Source organism: Nannocystis exedens, assembly GCF_002343915.1.
GTDB classification, from domain to species: domain Bacteria; phylum Myxococcota_A; class Polyangia; order Nannocystales; family Nannocystaceae; genus Nannocystis; species Nannocystis exedens.
Genome location: NZ_NETK01000001.1, coordinates 5,157,501 through 5,174,334, shown reverse-complemented (window position 1 = coordinate 5,174,334; position 16,834 = coordinate 5,157,501). Strand labels below are relative to the sequence as shown.

Below are 16,834 nucleotides of genomic sequence, written 5' to 3'. Positions count from 1 at the left end.
AACCTCCCCCTCGTCCGCGCTCGCCACCCTCCGTGCTTCGGCCCCGCGACTTCGGCGGCCCCCCGCTCTCGCAACCTCCCCCTCGTCCGCGCTCGCCACCCTCCGTGCTTCGGCCCCCTGCCCTCCGCGCTTCGGCCTGGAAGTTTGCCGGCCCATCGCTCTCGTTGCGCGCAGCGCCACGTGCTTCCTTCCGCTGTGCTGCCCTGTGTACTCGCAGTCGCGCACATCGTTCTCCGCGCCGCTCGCCTCGTCGCGTCCGCGCATTCCTTCACCGCGCTATTCACGGCCACCTGATCTGAACCGGATAAGCGCCCGAGCCCTCGTGAAGGCGGCCCGAATTCGCGGCTATACAGCCGCGCAGGCTTGATCCGCAGCGGATCAAAACCATCCCCTACGTTCCTCCTCGACTGAGGGGAGCGCATGGATTCGACTCGCATCTCGTTGACCGACTTCGTCGACTTCGTCGGCCGGCCCAGCATGACGGGCAAGCTGGCCAAGGTGCGCGAGATCAAGCACCGCGGCCCGTACTCTGCCACTTGCGACCTCTACCGGCCCGTGCGCGAGGCCATCATTCGCACCCACGCGGCCGCCGGGGACAAGTGGGAGCTCCGCGTCCACCTCGCGCGAGCGAACGCCAGCGGTCGCTTCGACAACATCGCCGACGCGTACCTCGGCTGGTGGGGTCAGCGGCGGATCGAGTGGTTCGAGCCCGGCTGGCAGATCGGCTATCTGCAGGGCCTGCCGATCAGCGTCAATCCCGAGCTCGGCCTCGAGATCGACGGCCGCCCGCACCTCATCAAGCTCTACTTCAAAGAGGATCCGCTGCCGCACACCCTCTCGGACATCGCCGCGCGGCTCATGGCCCGCGTCCTCCGCGAGCAGACCCCGCGCGACGCCGCGGTCGCCGTCCTCGACGTCCGCCGCAAGCGCCTCCTCTGCATGAACGACCGCCCCGACCTCGACATCCTCCTCGACGCCGAGGTCGCCGCCTTCACCGCCCTGTGGGCCCAGGCCTGAAGCCGCGCGAACCACATGTCCTCATGGACATGTCCATCACGGCCTCGACCCGCCGGCACGATGGGCCCTGGCGCGAAGCCGCGGGCCGCGAGTTACGTGTCCTCGGGGGCGTGTCCCGTCACAGCCTCGCGCCGCGCGGTCCTGCCGGCGCGAATGACATGTCTGCAAAGACAGCCTCGCCGCCGTGGCGCCGACTCAACCCGCGCCAGCTTTCCACGGCCCGACGAGCCGCCGGGGCCGCACCGCGCTCTCACTTCGCCGGCACGACCGTGATCGCGTCGGCGAACGTCGTGAACGTCGGCTTCCACACCGCCAGCGTCGTCTCCGGGCCGACCGCCTTGAAAAAGTACGGGTCGCCGGCGCCCTCGACGATCGCCGCCAGCATGCGGTAGTTCGGGTCGTTGTAGCGCTCCGACGCTCCGGGCGTCACCTGGGCGATGTACGTCCCGCTGAGGTCGACCAGCGTCAGCTTGAGCGGCGGCTTCGACACCTCCTGCACCTCGCCGTCGTTGTCACCGAGCGGCGACCCGTCGGACTTCGCGAACTGTGTGCGCCAGCGGTGGACGTTCGACTTGGCGTCGCCGCCGCCGCCCGCGAAGCGGTACACCGCCAGCTCTGCGTCGCCGCCCGGGCCCGGCAGCGTGAACTCGGCCAGGCGCATCGCCGACGTGCCCGGCTTGCGCGTCCACTCCTCCGGCACCTTGTAGTTCAGCCCTGGAACCACCTCCTCGCGGGTCTTCCCGCTGGGCGTCACGGGGTGCGGATTGACCGCCTCCCGCGGCGGCCGCGACGTTTCCGCCGCCGGCCCCGCCGCTCCGTGCGGCCCGCCCGCGTGGGGATTGCCCGCGTGGGGATCGCCGGCGTGTGGGCTCGCCGCGTGTGGACCCGCCGCGTGCGGGTCGCTCTTCGCCGGCGGCTCGGTCGCCTTGACCTCCGGCCCCGACTTGGCCGCCGGCGGCCCTGCCGGATTCTGACAAGCGAACACGAGGAGCGAGAGGACGAGCGGAGCGCGGTGAGTCATGGTCGCGCGAAGAGTAGCAAGTCCCGCGCACGCGTGCGCCCCCCGCCGAGCGGGCGAGCGAGCGATACGCGTGAGCGCCCGCCCTGCGACCCTGCGTCGCGGAGTCGAACGCCCTCGAGCCTCTGCTACGCCGCAGCTCGCCACCGACGGGCGCGGCCCACACCTTCGCGGCCGCGCCCGCGCGACTGCCTCAGAACGCCGACTCGGGCACCTCGAGCAGCTCGAGCGTCCCCTGCTCGATCAGCTTGCGCGTCAGCGTGATCCCCGGCAGCACGTTGCGGGCGTAGAAGCGGACGGCCGCCAGCTTCCCCTGATAGAAGTCGCGGTCCTTGTCGGTCGCCGTCTCGCGGCGCGCGGCCGCCACCGCGGCCTGGCGCAGCAGCAGCCAGCCGATCACCACCTCGGCGGTGGCGAACAGGATCCGGTTGCCCTGGAAGCCGACGTGGTAGAGCGACTCCTGCAGCTTCGCCGGCATCGTCATGTAGATGCCCTGCAGGTCGGCCAGCGCCCGCGACATCGCGGCGTGCTCGACCGCCAGCGGCCCCTTCGCGTCGATCTCGCCGAGCGTCGCCTCGATGCGGCCCATCAGGCTGCGCAGCGTCGACCCGCCGTCGCGCACGATCTTGCGGAAGAACAGGTCGAGCGCCTGGATGTGCGTCGTGCCCTCGTAGAGCGAGTCGATCTTCTGGTCGCGGATGTACTGCTCGATCGGGTAGTCCTGGCAGTAGCCCGAGCCGCCGTACGTCTGCAGCGACACCGCCAGCAGCTCGTACACCTTCTCCGAGCAGTAGCCCTTCACCAGCGGCAGCAGCAGGTCGTTGAGCTTGTCGAGGTCGTCGCTGTCGGCGCTGCCGTGGCCGCCCTTGAGCTCGACCGCGTCCTGCACCGACGCCGTGAACAGCGTCAGCGCGCGCATGCCCTCGGCGAAGGCCTTCTGCAGCATCAGCATCCGGCGCACGTCGGGGTGCTCGATGATCCGCACGCGGGGCGCCGTCTTGTCGGTCGCGCGCAGCAGGTCCGGGCCCTGCACGCGGATCTTCGCGAACTCGAGCGCATTGAGGTACGCCGTCGACAGCGTCGCCATCGACTTCGCGCCCACGGCCATGCGCGCGTGCTCGATGACGTGGAACATCTGGCGGATGCCGTCGTGGACCTCGCCGACCAGGAAGCCGCGGGCCGGGTGACGCTCGCCGAACGTCAGCTCGCAGGTCGCCGACGCCTTGATCCCCATCTTGTGCTCGATGTTGGTGCAGTAGACCCCGTTGCGCTCGCCGAGGCTGCCGTCCTCGTTCACCCAGAACTTGGGCACGATGAACATCGACAGCCCCTTCGTCCCCGGCCCCGCGCCTTCGGGGCGCGCCAGCACCAGGTGCACGATGTTCTCGGCGGCGTCGAAGTCACCGTTGGTGATGAAGCGCTTGACGCCCTCGATCTCCCACACCCCGCCCTCGACCTGGCGCGCCTTCGTGCGGCCCGCGCCGACGTCCGAGCCCGCGTCGGGCTCCGTCAGCACCATCGAGCCGCCCCAGTGGCCGTCGATCATCGGCTTGGCGAACCGCTTGCGCTGCTCCTCGGTGCCGAGACGGTCGATGATGTGGGCGATGAGCGGCCCGAACAGGTAGAACGCCACCGCGGCGTTGGAGCCGGCCGTCAGCTCGAACGCGGCCCACGCGACCGACGGCGGCGCGCCGCTGCCGCCGAGGTGCTCGGGCAGGTTGAGCAGCGGCCAGCCTTGCTCGAGCGACGTGCGGATCGAGCGCGCCACCGGCGGCGGCAGCTTGACGGTGCCGGTCTCCTTGTCGAGCTCGAGCGGGATCCGGTCCGACAGCGCCCACGACGGCGCCAGCTCCTTCTGGCAGAACTCCTCGTAGCCCTCGAGCGTCGAGCGGACTGTCTCTTCGTCCATGTGCGAATAGACGCCCTTGCCGAGCGTGTTTTCCTGGATCTTCAGGACCTCGAACAGATTGAAGAAGATGTCGCGCAAGTTGCTCTTGTAGTGATTCTGGGCGGTGATCACGTCGGCCTCGATCGCCGGACACGTGCCGGCATGAAGCCCGTCGTAGTCCGATCCCGATCAGCTTGTCAACGCCGTTCCCGGGCGTGCCGCGGGGCCTTGCGGCGGACCACGTCAGCCGCGCCGCGGCCTCGCGCTCGTGCGCGCACGGCAACACGTTGCCGGATCCGGCAGCCCTTCGGGCCCGCGGCGGCCGCGGCGCTCCCTGAGCGTCCGGCGTCTGCTATCCTCGAAACAACCTTCCATGTGTCGGATCTTCGGCTTTCGCTCCGTCATGCAGAGTGGTGTCCACCGGAGCCTCGTCAGTGCCGACAACGCCTTGATGCAGCAGAGCTGCCGACACCCCGACGGCTGGGGCGTCGCCTATTACGTCGCCAACGCCCCGCACGTCATCAAGAGCGCCTCCGCGGCCGTCAGCGACCACCTGTTCCGCCACCTCTCCGGCATCGTCACCTCGGAGACCGTCCTCGCGCACATTCGCAAGGCCACCCAGGGCGAGCTGTCGACCATCAACACCCACCCGTTCCAGTTCGGCGCCTGGGTGTTCGCCCACAACGGCAACATCGCCGGCTTCGACGGCGTCCGCGACCAGCTCGTCGCCCGCGTCCCGCCGATCTTGCGCCGCTTCATCCTCGGCAAGACCGACAGCGAGGTCCTGTTCTATCTGATCCTCGGCAAGATGGCCCAGCGCCACGAGCTGCACCGGCCCGGCTTCCCGCTCGCCGAGGTCGCCAGCGCCGCCCGCGAGGCCCTCGCCGAGATCGAGTCGCTCGTCGGCCCCTGCAACCCCGACAACGAGGGGCCCCCACACGACACCTACCTGACCTTCGTCCTCACCAACGGCCACGTCATGCTCGGCCACCAGGGCGGCAAGCAGCTCTACTTCAGCGCCCACAAGCAGCGCTGCCCCGAACGTGAGACCTGCGCCTTCTACTCCGGCGAGTGCGAGCGCCCGCCCCCGCCCGAACGCGGCTTCGTCAGTCACCTGATCTTCTCGAGCGAGCCGCTCCACGGCGACAACGTGTGGATCCCGCTCGCCCCCGGCGACATGGTCGGCGCCGACGGCCGCATGCAGATGCAACGCTTCCACGCCGGCCAGCCCGTCGACCGCCGCACCCACTGATGCATTCCAGGGCAGCGCATGTACGCGGCGTCGCTGTGTATCGTTCGCTACCCACCCTCGACGCCAGCCTCTCCGACCCCGCCGAGTTCCGCGCCCTGATCGAAGAACTGGCCGCCTCCTCGCAGACGCTCTTCATCCACTGCGCCCAGGGCCACGGCCGCACCGGCACCTTCACCGCGGCGCTCCTCCTGCTCCGCGGCCTGGCGCCGGCCCCGCCGAAGCCCTCGCCCTGCTGCAGCGCGTGCGCCCCGGCATCCGCCTCGAACCGGCCCGGCTCCGCGCCCTCGCGGCCGTCGAGCCCCCCCGGCCCGGATAACCCCGAGCCGCCCGACTGCACGTCCCATCGGACATGCCCTTCGGGACAGCCAGTGCCGCCGTCGAGCTCGCGGGTCCGCGTGATCTCGAGGCTGCCCCGAATAGCATGTCCTTTCCGACATGCCCTCGAGAGCAGCCTCGCCGCGCGGTCTAGTGCGCCTTCTTGCGCGGATTGGCGATGTGGATCGCCTCGCCGAGCGCGTGCTTGGCCGCCTCCATCAGCGCCTCGCTGAGCGTCGGGTGCGGGTGGATCGTCAGCGCCACGTCCTCCGCGAACGCACCCATCTCGATCGCCAGGCCCGCCTCGCTGATCAGGTCGCTCGCCTCGGGCCCGACGATGTGGACCCCGAGGATGCGCTCGTCGGCCGCGTCGGTGATCACCTTCACGAAGCCGGCCGTCTCGCCGATCGCCATCGCCCGGCCGAGCACCGAGAACGGGAACTTGCCGACGTTGACCGTGCGGCCCTGGGCCTCGGCCTCTTCCTTCGTCAGCCCCGACGACGCGATCTCCGGCTCGGTGAACACGACGTTGGGGATCTGCCGCGCATCGTTGATCGTCTTCTTGCCGGCGATGACCTCGGCCAGCACCTCGCCCTCGTGCGACGCCTTGTGGGCCAGCATCGGCTGGCCGCACACGTCGCCGACCGCGTAGATGCCGGGCACGTTGGTCTGCTGGCGCTGGTCGACCGGGATGAACCCGCGCTCGTTCACCTTCACGCCGGTCTTCTCGAGCCCGAAGCCCTTCGTCACCGGCCGGCGGCCGACCGCCACCAGGATCACGTCGGTCACGAACTCTTGCACCTTGCCGTCGATCTCGGCCTTCACGACGGCCTCGCCGTTGCGCTCTTCCCAGCCGACCGCCTTGGCGTTAATGAAGATCTGCCCGCCGTCCTTCTTGATCTGGCGAGCCACGACGTCGGCGCACTCGTTGTCGACGCCGTTCAAGATCCGCCCGAGCCCCTCGAGCACCACGAGCTGCGTGCCGAGGCGCTGGAACGTCTGCCCCAGCTCGAGGCCGATGATCCCGCCGCCGATGCACACCATCCGCTTCGGCACCGCCGCCAGGTCGAGCGCCGACGTGCTGTCGAGCACCCGCTTGTTGTCGACCTTGAAGCCCGGGATCTCGATCGGCAGCGAGCCGGTGGCGATCACCACGTGCTCGGCCTCGACGATGTCGTCCGGCTTGCCGTCGGCGTAGCGCAGGCGGACCTGCTTCGGCCCGAGGAACTCCGCCGTCGCCGTGACGTACTGCGTACCTGCCCCTTTGACCAGGGAGCCGACGCCGCCGGTCAGCTTCTTGACGATGCCGGCCTTCCACGCCTGCATCTTGACCATGTCGACCGTCGGCGACGAGAACGACAGCCCCATCTCGGTCGCGTGCTGCGCCTTGTGGAACAGCTTGGTCGCCGAGATCAGCGCTTTGGACGGGATGCAGCCCCAGTTGAGGCACACGCCGCCGGGCTTGTCCTTCTCGACGAGCATCGCGTCGACGCCGAGCTGGCCGAGCCGGATCGCGCACGGGTAGCCGCCCGTGCCCGCGCCGATGATGAGCGCCTTCTTCTTGATCGTGGCCACGACTGTCTCCTGTGCGAGCGGTCAGATTCCTGCGAGCAGCAGCAAGTTGGGGTCCTCGAGGAAGCGCCGCACCTCTTGCAGGAAGTTGGCGCCCTCGAAGCCGTCGACCACGCGGTGGTCGAGCGAGACCGAGAGGTTCATCAGGTGCCCGACGACGATGTTGTTGTTGTCGTCGACGATCGGCGTCTTGCGGATCGCGTGCACGCCGAGGATCCCGACCTCGGGGAAGTTGATGATCGGCGTCGCCAGCACCCCGCCGATGTTGCCGAGGCTCGAGATCGTGAACGTGCCGCCGGTCAGGTCCTCGCGCTTGGCCGTGCCGTTCTTCGCCGCCTCGCCGAGGCGCGCGATCTCCCGCCCGATCTCGAGGATGCTGAGCCGGTCGGCGCCGTGCACCACCGGCACCATCAGCCCCTGGTCGGTCGCCGCCGCCACGCCGATGTTGTAGCGCTTCTTCACCAGGATCCGACCGCCGGCCTCGTCGAGCTCGGAGTTCACGATCGGGTACTTCTTCAGCGCGTGGACCACCGCCTTGACGATGAACGGCAAGAACGTGAGGCTCACGCCCTGCTCCGCCGCCGCCGCCTTGGCCTCCTGGCGCAGCCGCACCAGCTTGGTGACGTTCACCTGCTCGACGTACGTGTAATGCACCGCGCTCGTGTAGGAGCGCGTCATCGCCTCGGCGATCCGCCGCCGCATGCCGCGGAACGGGATTACCTCGTCGTCCGGCGCAGCCTCGGCCGCGTGCGGCTGGCGCACCTGCGCCGCCGGCTGGACCGCCGCCGCAGGGGCCGGCGCGGGAGCCGGCTTGGCAGCGACGGAGGGCGTCGTCGGGGGCGCCGGCGGCGCCTTGCCACTCACGGCCGCCGCGACCGGCGGAGCCACCACAGGCGGCGCAGCGACGCGCGGCGCGACGCTCGGCGCGGGCGACTTCGCCGCCTCGGCCGCCTTCAGCACGTCCTGCTTGGTGATCCGGCCGCGGTCGTCGGTCGGCAACCCACGCAGGTCAATGCCCTCCTCGCGGGCCAGGGCGCGCGCCGCCGGCGTCGCCAGGACTGGCCCCGAGGACATGTTCGAAGGAGCAGCCGCCGGCGCCGCGGCAGCGGTCGCCACCGGCGCCGCTGCGCTCGCCGCTGGACGAGCGGCGCCGACCTCGAGGATCGCGATCACCTGCTCGACCGCGCAGATGTCACCGACCTGCGCCTTGAGCTCGCGGACGATCGCCGCGACCGGCGACGGCACCTCGATGGTCGCCTTGTCGGTCATCACCTCGACGAGCGCCTCGTTGGCCTGCACCGCCTCGCCGGGCTGCTTGTGCCAGCGAACGATCTCGCCCTCCACCACGCCTTCGCCGATCTCCGGCAGCTTGAACTCGAGCATGAAGACTCCGGCTCCTGATCAGTAGGTCACGACCTGGTGGATGGCATCGACGAGCGCCGCGACGCTCGGCAAGCCCGACATCTCGTCCGCGCGGGCCAGCGGCCCCTCGCGTCCGGCGACGCGCACGATCGGCGCGTCGAGGTGGAGGATCGCCCGATCGGCGAAGAGCGCCGCCAGCTCGGCACCTGGCCCGAAGGACAGCCCGCCGGCGTGCGCGATCACCAGCTTCCCGGTCTTCGCCGCCGCCGCGACCAGCTCCTCGACATCGAGGGGAGCCAGGCCGCCGAGCTCGTAGACCGCCGCGTCGTGGCCCGACTGTTCGGCCGCCGCGCACGCGACATCGACCGCCGCGCCCCACGCGAACACCGTCGCTGCCGCCCCATCGCGCACGCACCGGGCCGCGCACAGCGGGCGCCCGAGCGTCTCGACGATCTCGCCGTCCTCGACCTCGCGCAGCAGCAGCGCGCGCGGCAGCAGCAGCACCGTCGGATCCTCGCCTGCCTCGAAGTTGGCGGCGGCCCGCAGCATCGCGCCGGCCTCGCGCGCGTCCCCGAGGATCGCCACGCGCAGCCCGGACACGCCGGCGATCACGCCGTCGGGCGAGGCCGCGCCGTCGCCTCCGAGCCCGAACCCGGGCCCGGTCGGCGCCACGATCAGCACCGGCGCGCTGCGCTCGCCGGCCGAGGTCGCGGAGATCCGGCCGAGCTCGCGCAGCGCCGCGTAGCCCTCGAGCAGCGCCGTCGCCGACGCCAGCGCCACGATCGGCCGCCGGCCGGCCAGCGCCAGACCTGTCGCATGGGCCAAACTCGCCGCCGGCGTCAGCGGGGTCGCGAGCACACGCGAGCTGAGGCTCGGGTCGCGCATCGCCACCCGCGACAGGCCGAGCATGCCGCCCTGGCGGACATCCTCGCCGACCAGCACCCGGCGAACATCGTCGCGCAGCAGCTCGGCGACGATCGTGGACAAGCGTTCGAGCGTGCTCATCGCCCCATCTCCTTGGCGTGTGCGTGCGTGAAGGCCCGCTCGAGCTGCCCCCGCACCTCCGCCTCGATCACGTCCTGGAACGTCGGCGTCCACTGCCCCTCGCGGTCGAGGTGCCGACGCAGACGCTCGATCGGGTCGCGGTGCGCCGGAATGTCCGCGTCCGTCGTCCCCGCGTGCAGCTGCGTCACCACCACCTCGACCAGCCCGGGCCCGCGAGCGTCACGAGCTCGCCGCAACGCCTGGTCGAGCGCGGCATGCACCGCCACCACGTCGGCTCCGTCGACCCGACGCGACCACAACCCGCACGCCTTCACGCGCTCGGCCACGCTGTCCCCCAGCAGACCGGCCTCGGCCGGCGCGCCCTCGGGCCACAGCTGGCTCTTGCATACCAGCACCAGCGGCAGGTCGCAGGCGGAGGCGAGCGCCACCGTCTCGTGGAAGAACGCGGTCGTCGTCAACCCCTCGCCGAAGATGGCAATCGTCGCCCGGCCGTTTCCGGCAAGCTTCTGCGCGTGGGCCTGGCCGGCCGCCAGCGGCAGATGCAGCCCCAGCGGCTCGGGCGCGTACGCGATGCCGAGATCGGCCGCCGCCAGCGCACCCGGCCGGCCGTTGTACGGGCGCTCGCCGTCCGCGGCGATCCCGAGGATCTGGCGCGCGAAATCATCGAGGTCGAGGCCGCGGATCGGCGCCAGCGCGAAGTCGCGGACGCCCGGATAAATCCAGTCCTCTTGCCCCGCCAGCATCGCCGTGAGCACCGAGACGGCCTCTTCGCCCGCACAGGAGACCCACATCGGCAACCCGAGCCGTTCGACCCGGAGGTCGAGGCATCGCGCCGCCACGAGGCGCTTGTACAGCGCCCGCAGATCGACCCCTTGCGCCGCCCGCCTGTCGACGAGTTGCCCCTCCGGATCGAGGCAGACCTCCACTCCTTCGGGATCCCAGGGACAGTCTTCCATGCGCGCCGGGGGGTTGTAACTGCGCGCCAAACCCAACGTCAAGGCCGGCAGGCGCCCCCGAAGCCCCCTTCGCCGCCCGCCTCGGCCGCCCCCTCCGTGATCTTGCGCGCCGACCCGTCCCTGCGAAACGAGACGCACAGCGCGATCACGGCAGCGATGCCGCAGTCGGCAAACTCCCCCGCTCGCTCGCGCCCGACGCGCACTCCCCGCAGACAACCACATGTCCTGAAGTCTGTGCTCCAAAGAACATGTCGTTTCGGACATTCCGAGCAATCTCTCGAGCCTCGCCCCACCGCCACTCCGACATCACGAGCGCTCCAACGCCTCCTCCGCTCCGACCCAGGCACCGCACCGCACGAACTGACAGCCGCGCCGTCGACGACGCAGCGAGCTCGGTCGGCGTCTCCTTTTCCCTCGCGCAGCCCGATTTCCGCGCCGCTGAAGCCCTCCGACAGGCGCCTGCGCCGCCGTTCCCCGTGAAACTTGGGCCGCGACCCTCCGAGGGTGTAAACCTCGCCGCGTGAGCTCGCCCGCCCCGGTCGTCATGAAGTTCGGAGGCAGCAGCGTCGCCGACCTCGAGCGGATCCGTCATTGCGCTCGTCGGGTCGTCGATCGCGCCGCCGTGCAGCCAGTGGTCGTCGTCGTCTCCGCCATGGGCCAGACCACCAACGAGTTGTTGGCCATGGCGCGCGCGCTCATCGACCCGCCGCCGGCGCGAGAGCTCGACATGTTGTTGTCCACGGGCGAGCGCGGCTCGATGACCTTGCTGGCGCTGGCGATCACCGCGCTCGGCCGTCAGGCGATCAGCCTGACCGGCTCGCAGTGCGGGATCATCACCGACCACCAGCACGGCCGCGCGCGCATCGTCGAGGTCCGCCCGTTCCGCGTCCTCGACGAGCTGGCGGCCGGCAACATCGTCATCATCGGCGGCTTCCAGGGTGTCAGCTACAAGCGCGACGTCACGACGCTCGGCCGCGGCGGCTCCGACACCACCGCCGTCGCCCTCGCCGCGGCCATCGACGCCGATTGCGAGATCTACAGCGACGTCGACGGCGTCTACAGCGCCGACCCCCGCGAGGTCGAGGACGCCGCGCGGCTCGACAGCCTCTCGTACGGCGAGATGCAAGCCCTCGCCCGCGCTGGCGCCAAGGTCCTCCACTCCCAGGCCGTCCAGCTCGCCGAGGAGCGCGGGATCGCCATCTACGCCCGTCACAGCCGGCCGGACGTCACCGGCGAGACTGTCATCCGCAAGAACCCTCCCACGCGACCCGGCGTTCGCGCCGTCGCTTCGGACGCCTCCATCGTCGCCATCAATCTGTCTCTTCAAACCGGCGCTTCGAGACATGTCCCCGAGGTCATCCGCAAGCTGGCCCCGCTCGGCTTGCGGCACCTTCGGATCGGTCACCACGGCGCGACCGGATTTCTCTCGCAGGCCCAGCGCACCGACAGCAGCGAGGCGCTCGCCCGTCTCGGCGCCTTCGCGCGGTCGATCGGTCGCGACCTCGCCGGCATCGAGTGTGTCGAGGGCTTCGCGCTGGTGACCTGCGTCGGCTCCGGCCTCGAGGAGAACCCGGAGGTGATGGCTCGCGCCTACGAGAGCTTGCGCTCGCTGGAGATCTCGGTCCGCGAGGTCTACACCGATTCGCACAGCCTCGCCTTCCTCGTCGCCCGCGAGCAACGAGCGCGAGCCGTGCGAGCGCTGCACGCGGCCTTCATCCCTCGTCTGCCCAGAACCTGACTGAGGCAGCCACGCAGCGAGCTCGGCAGATCCTCTGGCGAGGGCAGCGCCCAGCGGTTGGCCCGCCGATGAATCCGGCCTGACCCGCGTCGTCCGAACGCACCGCGGATCTTTGACCGCTGCACACGGAGAGAACCATGCTCAAGAACCTTACGCTTGTCGTCGTCACCGGCCTCGTCGTCAACACCGGCTGCATCATCAACACGAACACGACCGACTCCGACTCCGAGACCACCGACTCGGTCACCGGCAACACCACGACCGACGGCACCACGACCGACGGCACCACGACCGACGACACCACGACCGACGGTACCGCGACTGGGGACACCGACACCGACAGCACGGCCACCACCGGTCCGACCACCACGGCCCCGACCACGACCGAGACCGAGCCGACGAGCACGACCAGCACCTCGACCACCGACGACACCACGGATGGCACCACTGCTGGCACGACTGGCAGCGGCTTCGGAAAATGCGGGTGGGACGCCAACAACAAGTACTACGCCTGCGGCTTCGTCGGGGAAGACCCCGGCGGCATCAGCCCCATCGAGTGCCCCGACATGCTCCCCGCCGAGGGCGACGACTGCGACGAAAACTCCCCAATCACGGGCGTGGGCTGCTGCCTCCCCGACGGCAGCAACTACTACTGCACCGACCAGGGCAAGATCGCCATCGACGCCTGCGGCGCGTGACCGAGCCCCACGGCTCCGCACTCACGGTCTAGGCAAGCTCCCATCGACGCTGCGGCGCGCAGCTCAAGCCGCCGCACCGCGATGGCTGCCCCTGCATCATCATCAAGGTTTGCCACACGTGGCCCGAGCCCCGCGGCTTCGCACTCGCTCCCATCGACGCGTGCGGCGCGGAGCCCAGGCCACCGCACGACGATCGCAGCTCACGCCTGCTGGCCTGGCAAGGTCATCATCGACGCTCGACGACGCGTCTTCAATCCCGCACGACCACTGTGCTGCCCGGGCTCTCGTCGGTCGCGTTGACTCCGTGCCAGCCTTCCGGCAGCAGCGGCGTCGTCCAGTGGAACAACCACCGCGCGTCGCTCGGCCCGAGGTTCACGCAGCCGTGGCTGCGCACCGTGCCGAAGCTGCGATGCCAGAACGCGCCGTGCAGCGCGTAGCTCCCCGAGAAGAACATGGTCCAGGGGACATCCTGAATCGAGTAGTTGCCGTCGGTGGCCGAGCTGCCGTCCATCGTCGTCGACACGTGCTTGCTGTAGATCCGCCAGCGGCCGCGCGGCGTCTCGTACGGGTCTTCCTTCGTCCCCTTGCGCCCGCTCGACACCAGCGTCACGTACACCGGCCGGGTGCCCTCGTAGGCCACGAGCATCTGCTGCGAGACGCTGACGTCGATCCACCGCTCCCACGGATCCAGCCCCTTCGGCAGCGCCTGCAGCTCCGGGATGAGCAGATGGTCCTTGCGTACCAGCAGCCCATCCGCCGTGATCATGTAGGCCCGTCCGCCGATCTCTGTCTCTTCGGTCAGGTCCAGGAACGTCCGCCGCTCGATCGTCTTCGTCGCCTTGAGCTTGTCGTCGGCGGTGAGCTGCAGCAGCTTGGTGTCCTTCTTGACGTAGGCGAAGGGATACGTGATCCCCTGCTCGTCGAGCGCCACGCCGACCCAGTCCTTGGCCTCGTAGCGCGAGATATCGGCCGCCGCGACGTAGGCCCCGCGGGCCGTGCGGTAGAACGTCAGGCCGCGCTCGACCACCTTCTCACCCAGCGACAGGAAGAACCCGCGCTCGAGCCACGGCGTGTTCGGGCTCAGCGGCAGCTTCACGTCCGCGAGCACCGGATCGGGCTTCGGCACCTCCGGCGGCGCCGTCCCCTCGACCGGCTCGGCCGGGATCGGCGCCTCGGTCGGCGGCTCCTTCGCAGCCAGGCGCTCCGCCTCGCGCGCGACCCGTTGGACCTCCATCGCCGAGATCTCCTGGTCGCTCGGGATCCGCCACCACATCGGGCTGTTCCAGCGCCGGACGAACCCGTACTCGTAGGGATGTCCCTGATCGAGTTTCGGCGCCGGCGGCGGGTACTTCATCGGCGGCGGCTTGTCGGCCTCGACCAGCAGGCCCTTGCTCGCACACGCGTAACCGCCGGCAGGCAGACCGTAGAACCCAGCCTTGCAGGTCTCGTGCTCGATCTTCTCGGTCGCCATCATGCGGGTGCCGATCCGCAGGTAACCGAGCTTCTCGGAGGTCATGTCGGGCCGGGAGTAGACCGTCACCACCTCGTAGCCGGCCAGGGCGTGCAGCTTCAGCGAGTCGGGCGTCGGCACCCCCAGCGGCGGACGGATCAGCCCATAGCCCTCGGGCGGGCGGATCTCGTCGTCCGCTGCGGGCTCGGCGGGGACCGCGGGTTCCGCCACGGTCGTCCCGGCGGTGTCCGGCGCGGAGCCGTCGTCCCCGCCGGCGTCGCCAGGGGCCTCGGCCGAGTCGTCCGGCTCCGGCTCCGGAAGACGGGTCTCCGAACGCCGCTCGGCTACCACGGGAGTCGGCAGCTCGGCGGGCGATTCGGTCTGCGGAGCCGAATCGCAGGCAGCGAAACCGAGTGCCAAGAGCCATTTCCGGGGCGATCCGGGCATGCGGAGTGCATAGCCTACGCCGAGCACGAGGGGAAGATTTCCGCCCACGCACTGTCGAGACCCAAATAAAAAAGCCCCCTTCTTTCGAAGGGGGCATAGCGCTGGCGGCGTCCTACTCTCCCACAGGGTCTCCCCTGCAGTACCATCGGCGCTGGAAGTCTTAACGACCGAGTTCGGGATGGGATCGGGTGTGGCCCTTCCGCCATAGCCACCAGCAAAACTTGTCGACGAGCGGCGAGGAGAATCGCGGTGGAGCCGCGGATTCGTCCTCGCAAGAGATCGTGCTGTGATGGGGCTCCGTCTCGGAGCGGGCCGCTTTGGCGGCCGTCGTGCAGGTGTCGCTCGGAACCTCGGACTTCAAGCACCACACGGGAGCGGTGCCCAAGGTCAAGCCGAACGGTCGATTAGTACCGGTTAGCTCCGCGCGTCGCCGCGCTTCCACACCCGGCCTATTAACGTCGTCGTCTACGACGGACCTTCAGGGAATCCTCATCTTGTGGTTGGCTTCCCGCTTAGATGCTTTCAGCGGTTATCCGTTCCAGACATGGCTACCCGGCGATGCTCTTGGCAAAACAACCGGAACACCAGGGGTCTGTCCATCCCGGTCCTCTCGTACTAGGGACAGCTCCACTTCAAGATTCCTGCGCCCACGGCAGATAGGGACCAAACTGTCTCACGACGTTTTGAACCCAGCTCGCGTACCGCTTTAATTGGCGAACAGCCAAACCCTTGGGACCTACTACAGCCCCAGGATGCGATGAGCCGACATCGAGGTGCCAAACCACGCCGTCGATGTGAACTCTTGGGCGTGATAAGCCTGTTATCCCCGGAGTACCTTTTATCCGTTGAGCGATGGCCCTTCCATTCAGAACCACCGGATCACTAAGGCCCACTTTCGTGCCTGCTCCTCTTGTATGAGTCGCAGTCAAGCTCCCTTATGCCTTTACACTCTTCGGCTGGTTTCCAATCAGCCTGAGGGAACCTTTGCGCGCCTCCGTTACTCTTTCGGAGGTGACCGCCCCAGTCAAACTACCCACCAGGCAGTGTCCCGGACCAGGCTCACTGGTCACGGTTAGGCTTTCAGACTTCTCAGGGTGGTATTTCAACGTTGGCTCCGTGGAACCTAGCGGCCCCACATCATAGCCTCCCACCTATCCTACACAGACAAGTCCGAAAACCAGTGCCAAGCTGCAGTAAAGGTTCACGGGGTCTTTCCGTCTTGCCGCGGGTACGGGGCATCTTCACCCCGATTTCAATTTCGCTGAGTCCCGGGTCGAGACAGTGGGGAAGTCGTTACGCCATTCGTGCAGGACGGAACTTACCCGCCAAGGAATTTCGCTACCTTAGGACCGTTATAGTTACGGCCGCCGTTTACCGGGGCTTCGATTCGATGCTTCGCTTGCGCTGACATCTCCTGTTAACCTTCCGGCACCGGGCAGGCGTCAGACCCTATACGTCGTCTTGCGACTTCGCAGAGTCCTGTGTTTTTGGTAAACAGTCGCTACCCCCGATTCTCTGCAACCCCCAAAGGCTCATGGCGCGAGGCCCGTCACCCTCAAGGGCACACCTTCTCCCGAAGTTACGGTGTCAATTTGCCGAGTTCCTTAACCCGAGTTCTCTCAAGCGCCTTGGGATGTTCTCCCCACCCACCTGTGTCGGTTTACGGTACGGTCAGCACAGCGGTACACTTGTACGATGCTTTTCTTGGAAGCTTGGACTCACCGAGTTGTCCGCCTTGCGGCGACCCTCATCACCTCTCGGCGTTGCTCGCGCGTTTGTGGCCAGATGCCTCCTACGCGAACCGCCTACCGGCTTGAACGACCATCCAACAGGTCGCTCGGCTATCCTCCTCCGTCCCACCTTACAAAACCATCCGTGCTGGTGCAGGAATGTTCGCCTGCTTCCCATCGACTACGCATTTCTGCCTCGCCTTAGGGACCGACTAACCCTGAGAAGATGATCTTTACCCAGGAACCCTCGGGTTTACGGCGACCGGGTTTTTCACCCGGTTTATCGCTACTCATGCCAACATCAGCTCTTGTCTGCACTCCAACGCTCGTTTCCGTACGCATTCACCGCGCAGACAATACTCGCCTACCGCCTGCCTTTCGGCAGA

The 16,834-nt window shown here is 68.8% G+C and carries 12 protein-coding genes and 2 rRNA genes (1 of these 14 running past the window's edge); 5 read left to right on the top strand and 9 right to left on the bottom strand.

Going from position 1 to position 16,834, the window contains the following annotated elements; genetic code table 11:
- Positions 1–420 precede the first annotated feature (420 nt).
- Positions 421–1,017, top strand: a complete 597-nt coding sequence (locus tag NAEX_RS20360; protein WP_096329145.1) for a hypothetical protein — start codon at positions 421–423, stop codon at positions 1,015–1,017.
- Between the two features lie 250 nt (positions 1,018–1,267).
- Here the strand turns inward: NAEX_RS20360 and NAEX_RS20355 are convergent, their stop codons facing one another.
- Together NAEX_RS20355 and NAEX_RS20350 are read right to left on the bottom strand one after the other, a co-directional pair.
- Entirely contained in the window at positions 1,268–2,038 is a 771-nt protein-coding gene (locus tag NAEX_RS20355) for a hypothetical protein (RefSeq protein ID WP_096329144.1), read from the bottom strand.
- A gap of 190 nt (positions 2,039–2,228) precedes the next feature.
- A complete protein-coding gene (locus NAEX_RS20350) occupies positions 2,229–4,052 on the bottom strand; it encodes an acyl-CoA dehydrogenase (protein WP_177325967.1) in 1,824 nt (607 codons plus the stop codon).
- 244 nt (positions 4,053–4,296) lie between these two features.
- Here NAEX_RS20350 and NAEX_RS20345 point away from each other — a divergent pair, with 244 nt between their 5' ends.
- Together NAEX_RS20345 and NAEX_RS54580 are read left to right on the top strand one after the other, a co-directional pair.
- On the top strand, positions 4,297–5,175 hold the full coding sequence (locus NAEX_RS20345; protein ID WP_096329142.1) for a class II glutamine amidotransferase: 879 nt from the start codon (positions 4,297–4,299) through the stop codon (positions 5,173–5,175).
- On the top strand, positions 5,175–5,723 hold the full coding sequence (locus tag NAEX_RS54580) for a phosphatase domain-containing protein (protein ID WP_096329141.1): 549 nt from the start codon (positions 5,175–5,177) through the stop codon (positions 5,721–5,723). The genes NAEX_RS20345 and NAEX_RS54580 overlap by 1 nt, the downstream gene beginning before the upstream one ends.
- On the opposite strand, the gene lpdA is transcribed toward NAEX_RS54580, so the two are convergent.
- Genes lpdA through NAEX_RS20320 form a run of 4 tightly spaced genes read right to left on the bottom strand, consistent with a single transcriptional unit; the run spans position 5,641 to position 10,385 of the window.
- Positions 5,641–7,065 carry a dihydrolipoyl dehydrogenase gene (gene lpdA, locus NAEX_RS20335; RefSeq protein ID WP_096329140.1) on the bottom strand — a complete coding sequence of 475 codons (1,425 nt, stop codon included), beginning with the start codon at positions 7,063–7,065 and terminating at the stop codon, positions 5,641–5,643. The two genes, NAEX_RS54580 and lpdA, sit on opposite strands and share 83 nt — an antisense overlap.
- Positions 7,066–7,086: 21 nt before the next feature.
- Positions 7,087–8,445 carry a dihydrolipoamide acetyltransferase family protein gene (locus NAEX_RS20330; RefSeq protein ID WP_096329139.1) on the bottom strand — a complete coding sequence of 453 codons (1,359 nt, stop codon included), beginning with the start codon at positions 8,443–8,445 and terminating at the stop codon, positions 7,087–7,089.
- 18 nt (positions 8,446–8,463) lie between these two features.
- Complete coding sequence (locus NAEX_RS20325; RefSeq protein ID WP_096329138.1) at positions 8,464–9,429, bottom strand: transketolase C-terminal domain-containing protein; 966 nt, start codon at positions 9,427–9,429, stop codon at positions 8,464–8,466.
- Positions 9,426–10,385, bottom strand: a complete 960-nt coding sequence (locus NAEX_RS20320) for a thiamine pyrophosphate-dependent enzyme (protein WP_170135866.1) — start codon at positions 10,383–10,385, stop codon at positions 9,426–9,428. Before NAEX_RS20320 ends, NAEX_RS20325 begins: the two co-directional genes overlap by 4 nt.
- 520 nt (positions 10,386–10,905) lie before the next feature.
- On the opposite strand from NAEX_RS20320, the gene NAEX_RS20315 reads away from it, so the two are divergent.
- Positions 10,906–12,123, top strand: coding sequence for an aspartate kinase (locus tag NAEX_RS20315; RefSeq protein WP_245913760.1), 1,218 nt, complete (start codon positions 10,906–10,908; stop codon positions 12,121–12,123).
- Positions 12,124–12,260: 137 nt separating this feature from the next.
- Positions 12,261–12,821 (top strand): hypothetical protein, encoded by a 561-nt coding sequence (locus NAEX_RS48060; RefSeq protein ID WP_100793166.1) that lies wholly within the window; start codon positions 12,261–12,263, stop codon positions 12,819–12,821.
- A 250-nt stretch (positions 12,822–13,071) separates the two neighbouring features.
- On the opposite strand, the gene NAEX_RS20305 is transcribed toward NAEX_RS48060, so the two are convergent.
- From NAEX_RS20305 to NAEX_RS20295, 3 genes are all read right to left on the bottom strand, one after another.
- A complete protein-coding gene (locus NAEX_RS20305) occupies positions 13,072–14,622 on the bottom strand; it encodes a L,D-transpeptidase (protein WP_096329136.1) in 1,551 nt (516 codons plus the stop codon).
- A 195-nt stretch (positions 14,623–14,817) separates the two neighbouring features.
- Positions 14,818–14,934, bottom strand: a 5S ribosomal RNA gene (gene rrf / locus NAEX_RS20300).
- 167 nt (positions 14,935–15,101) lie between these two features.
- Positions 15,102–16,834: ribosomal RNA gene (locus tag NAEX_RS20295) — 23S ribosomal RNA — on the bottom strand (it continues 1,210 nt past the right edge of the window).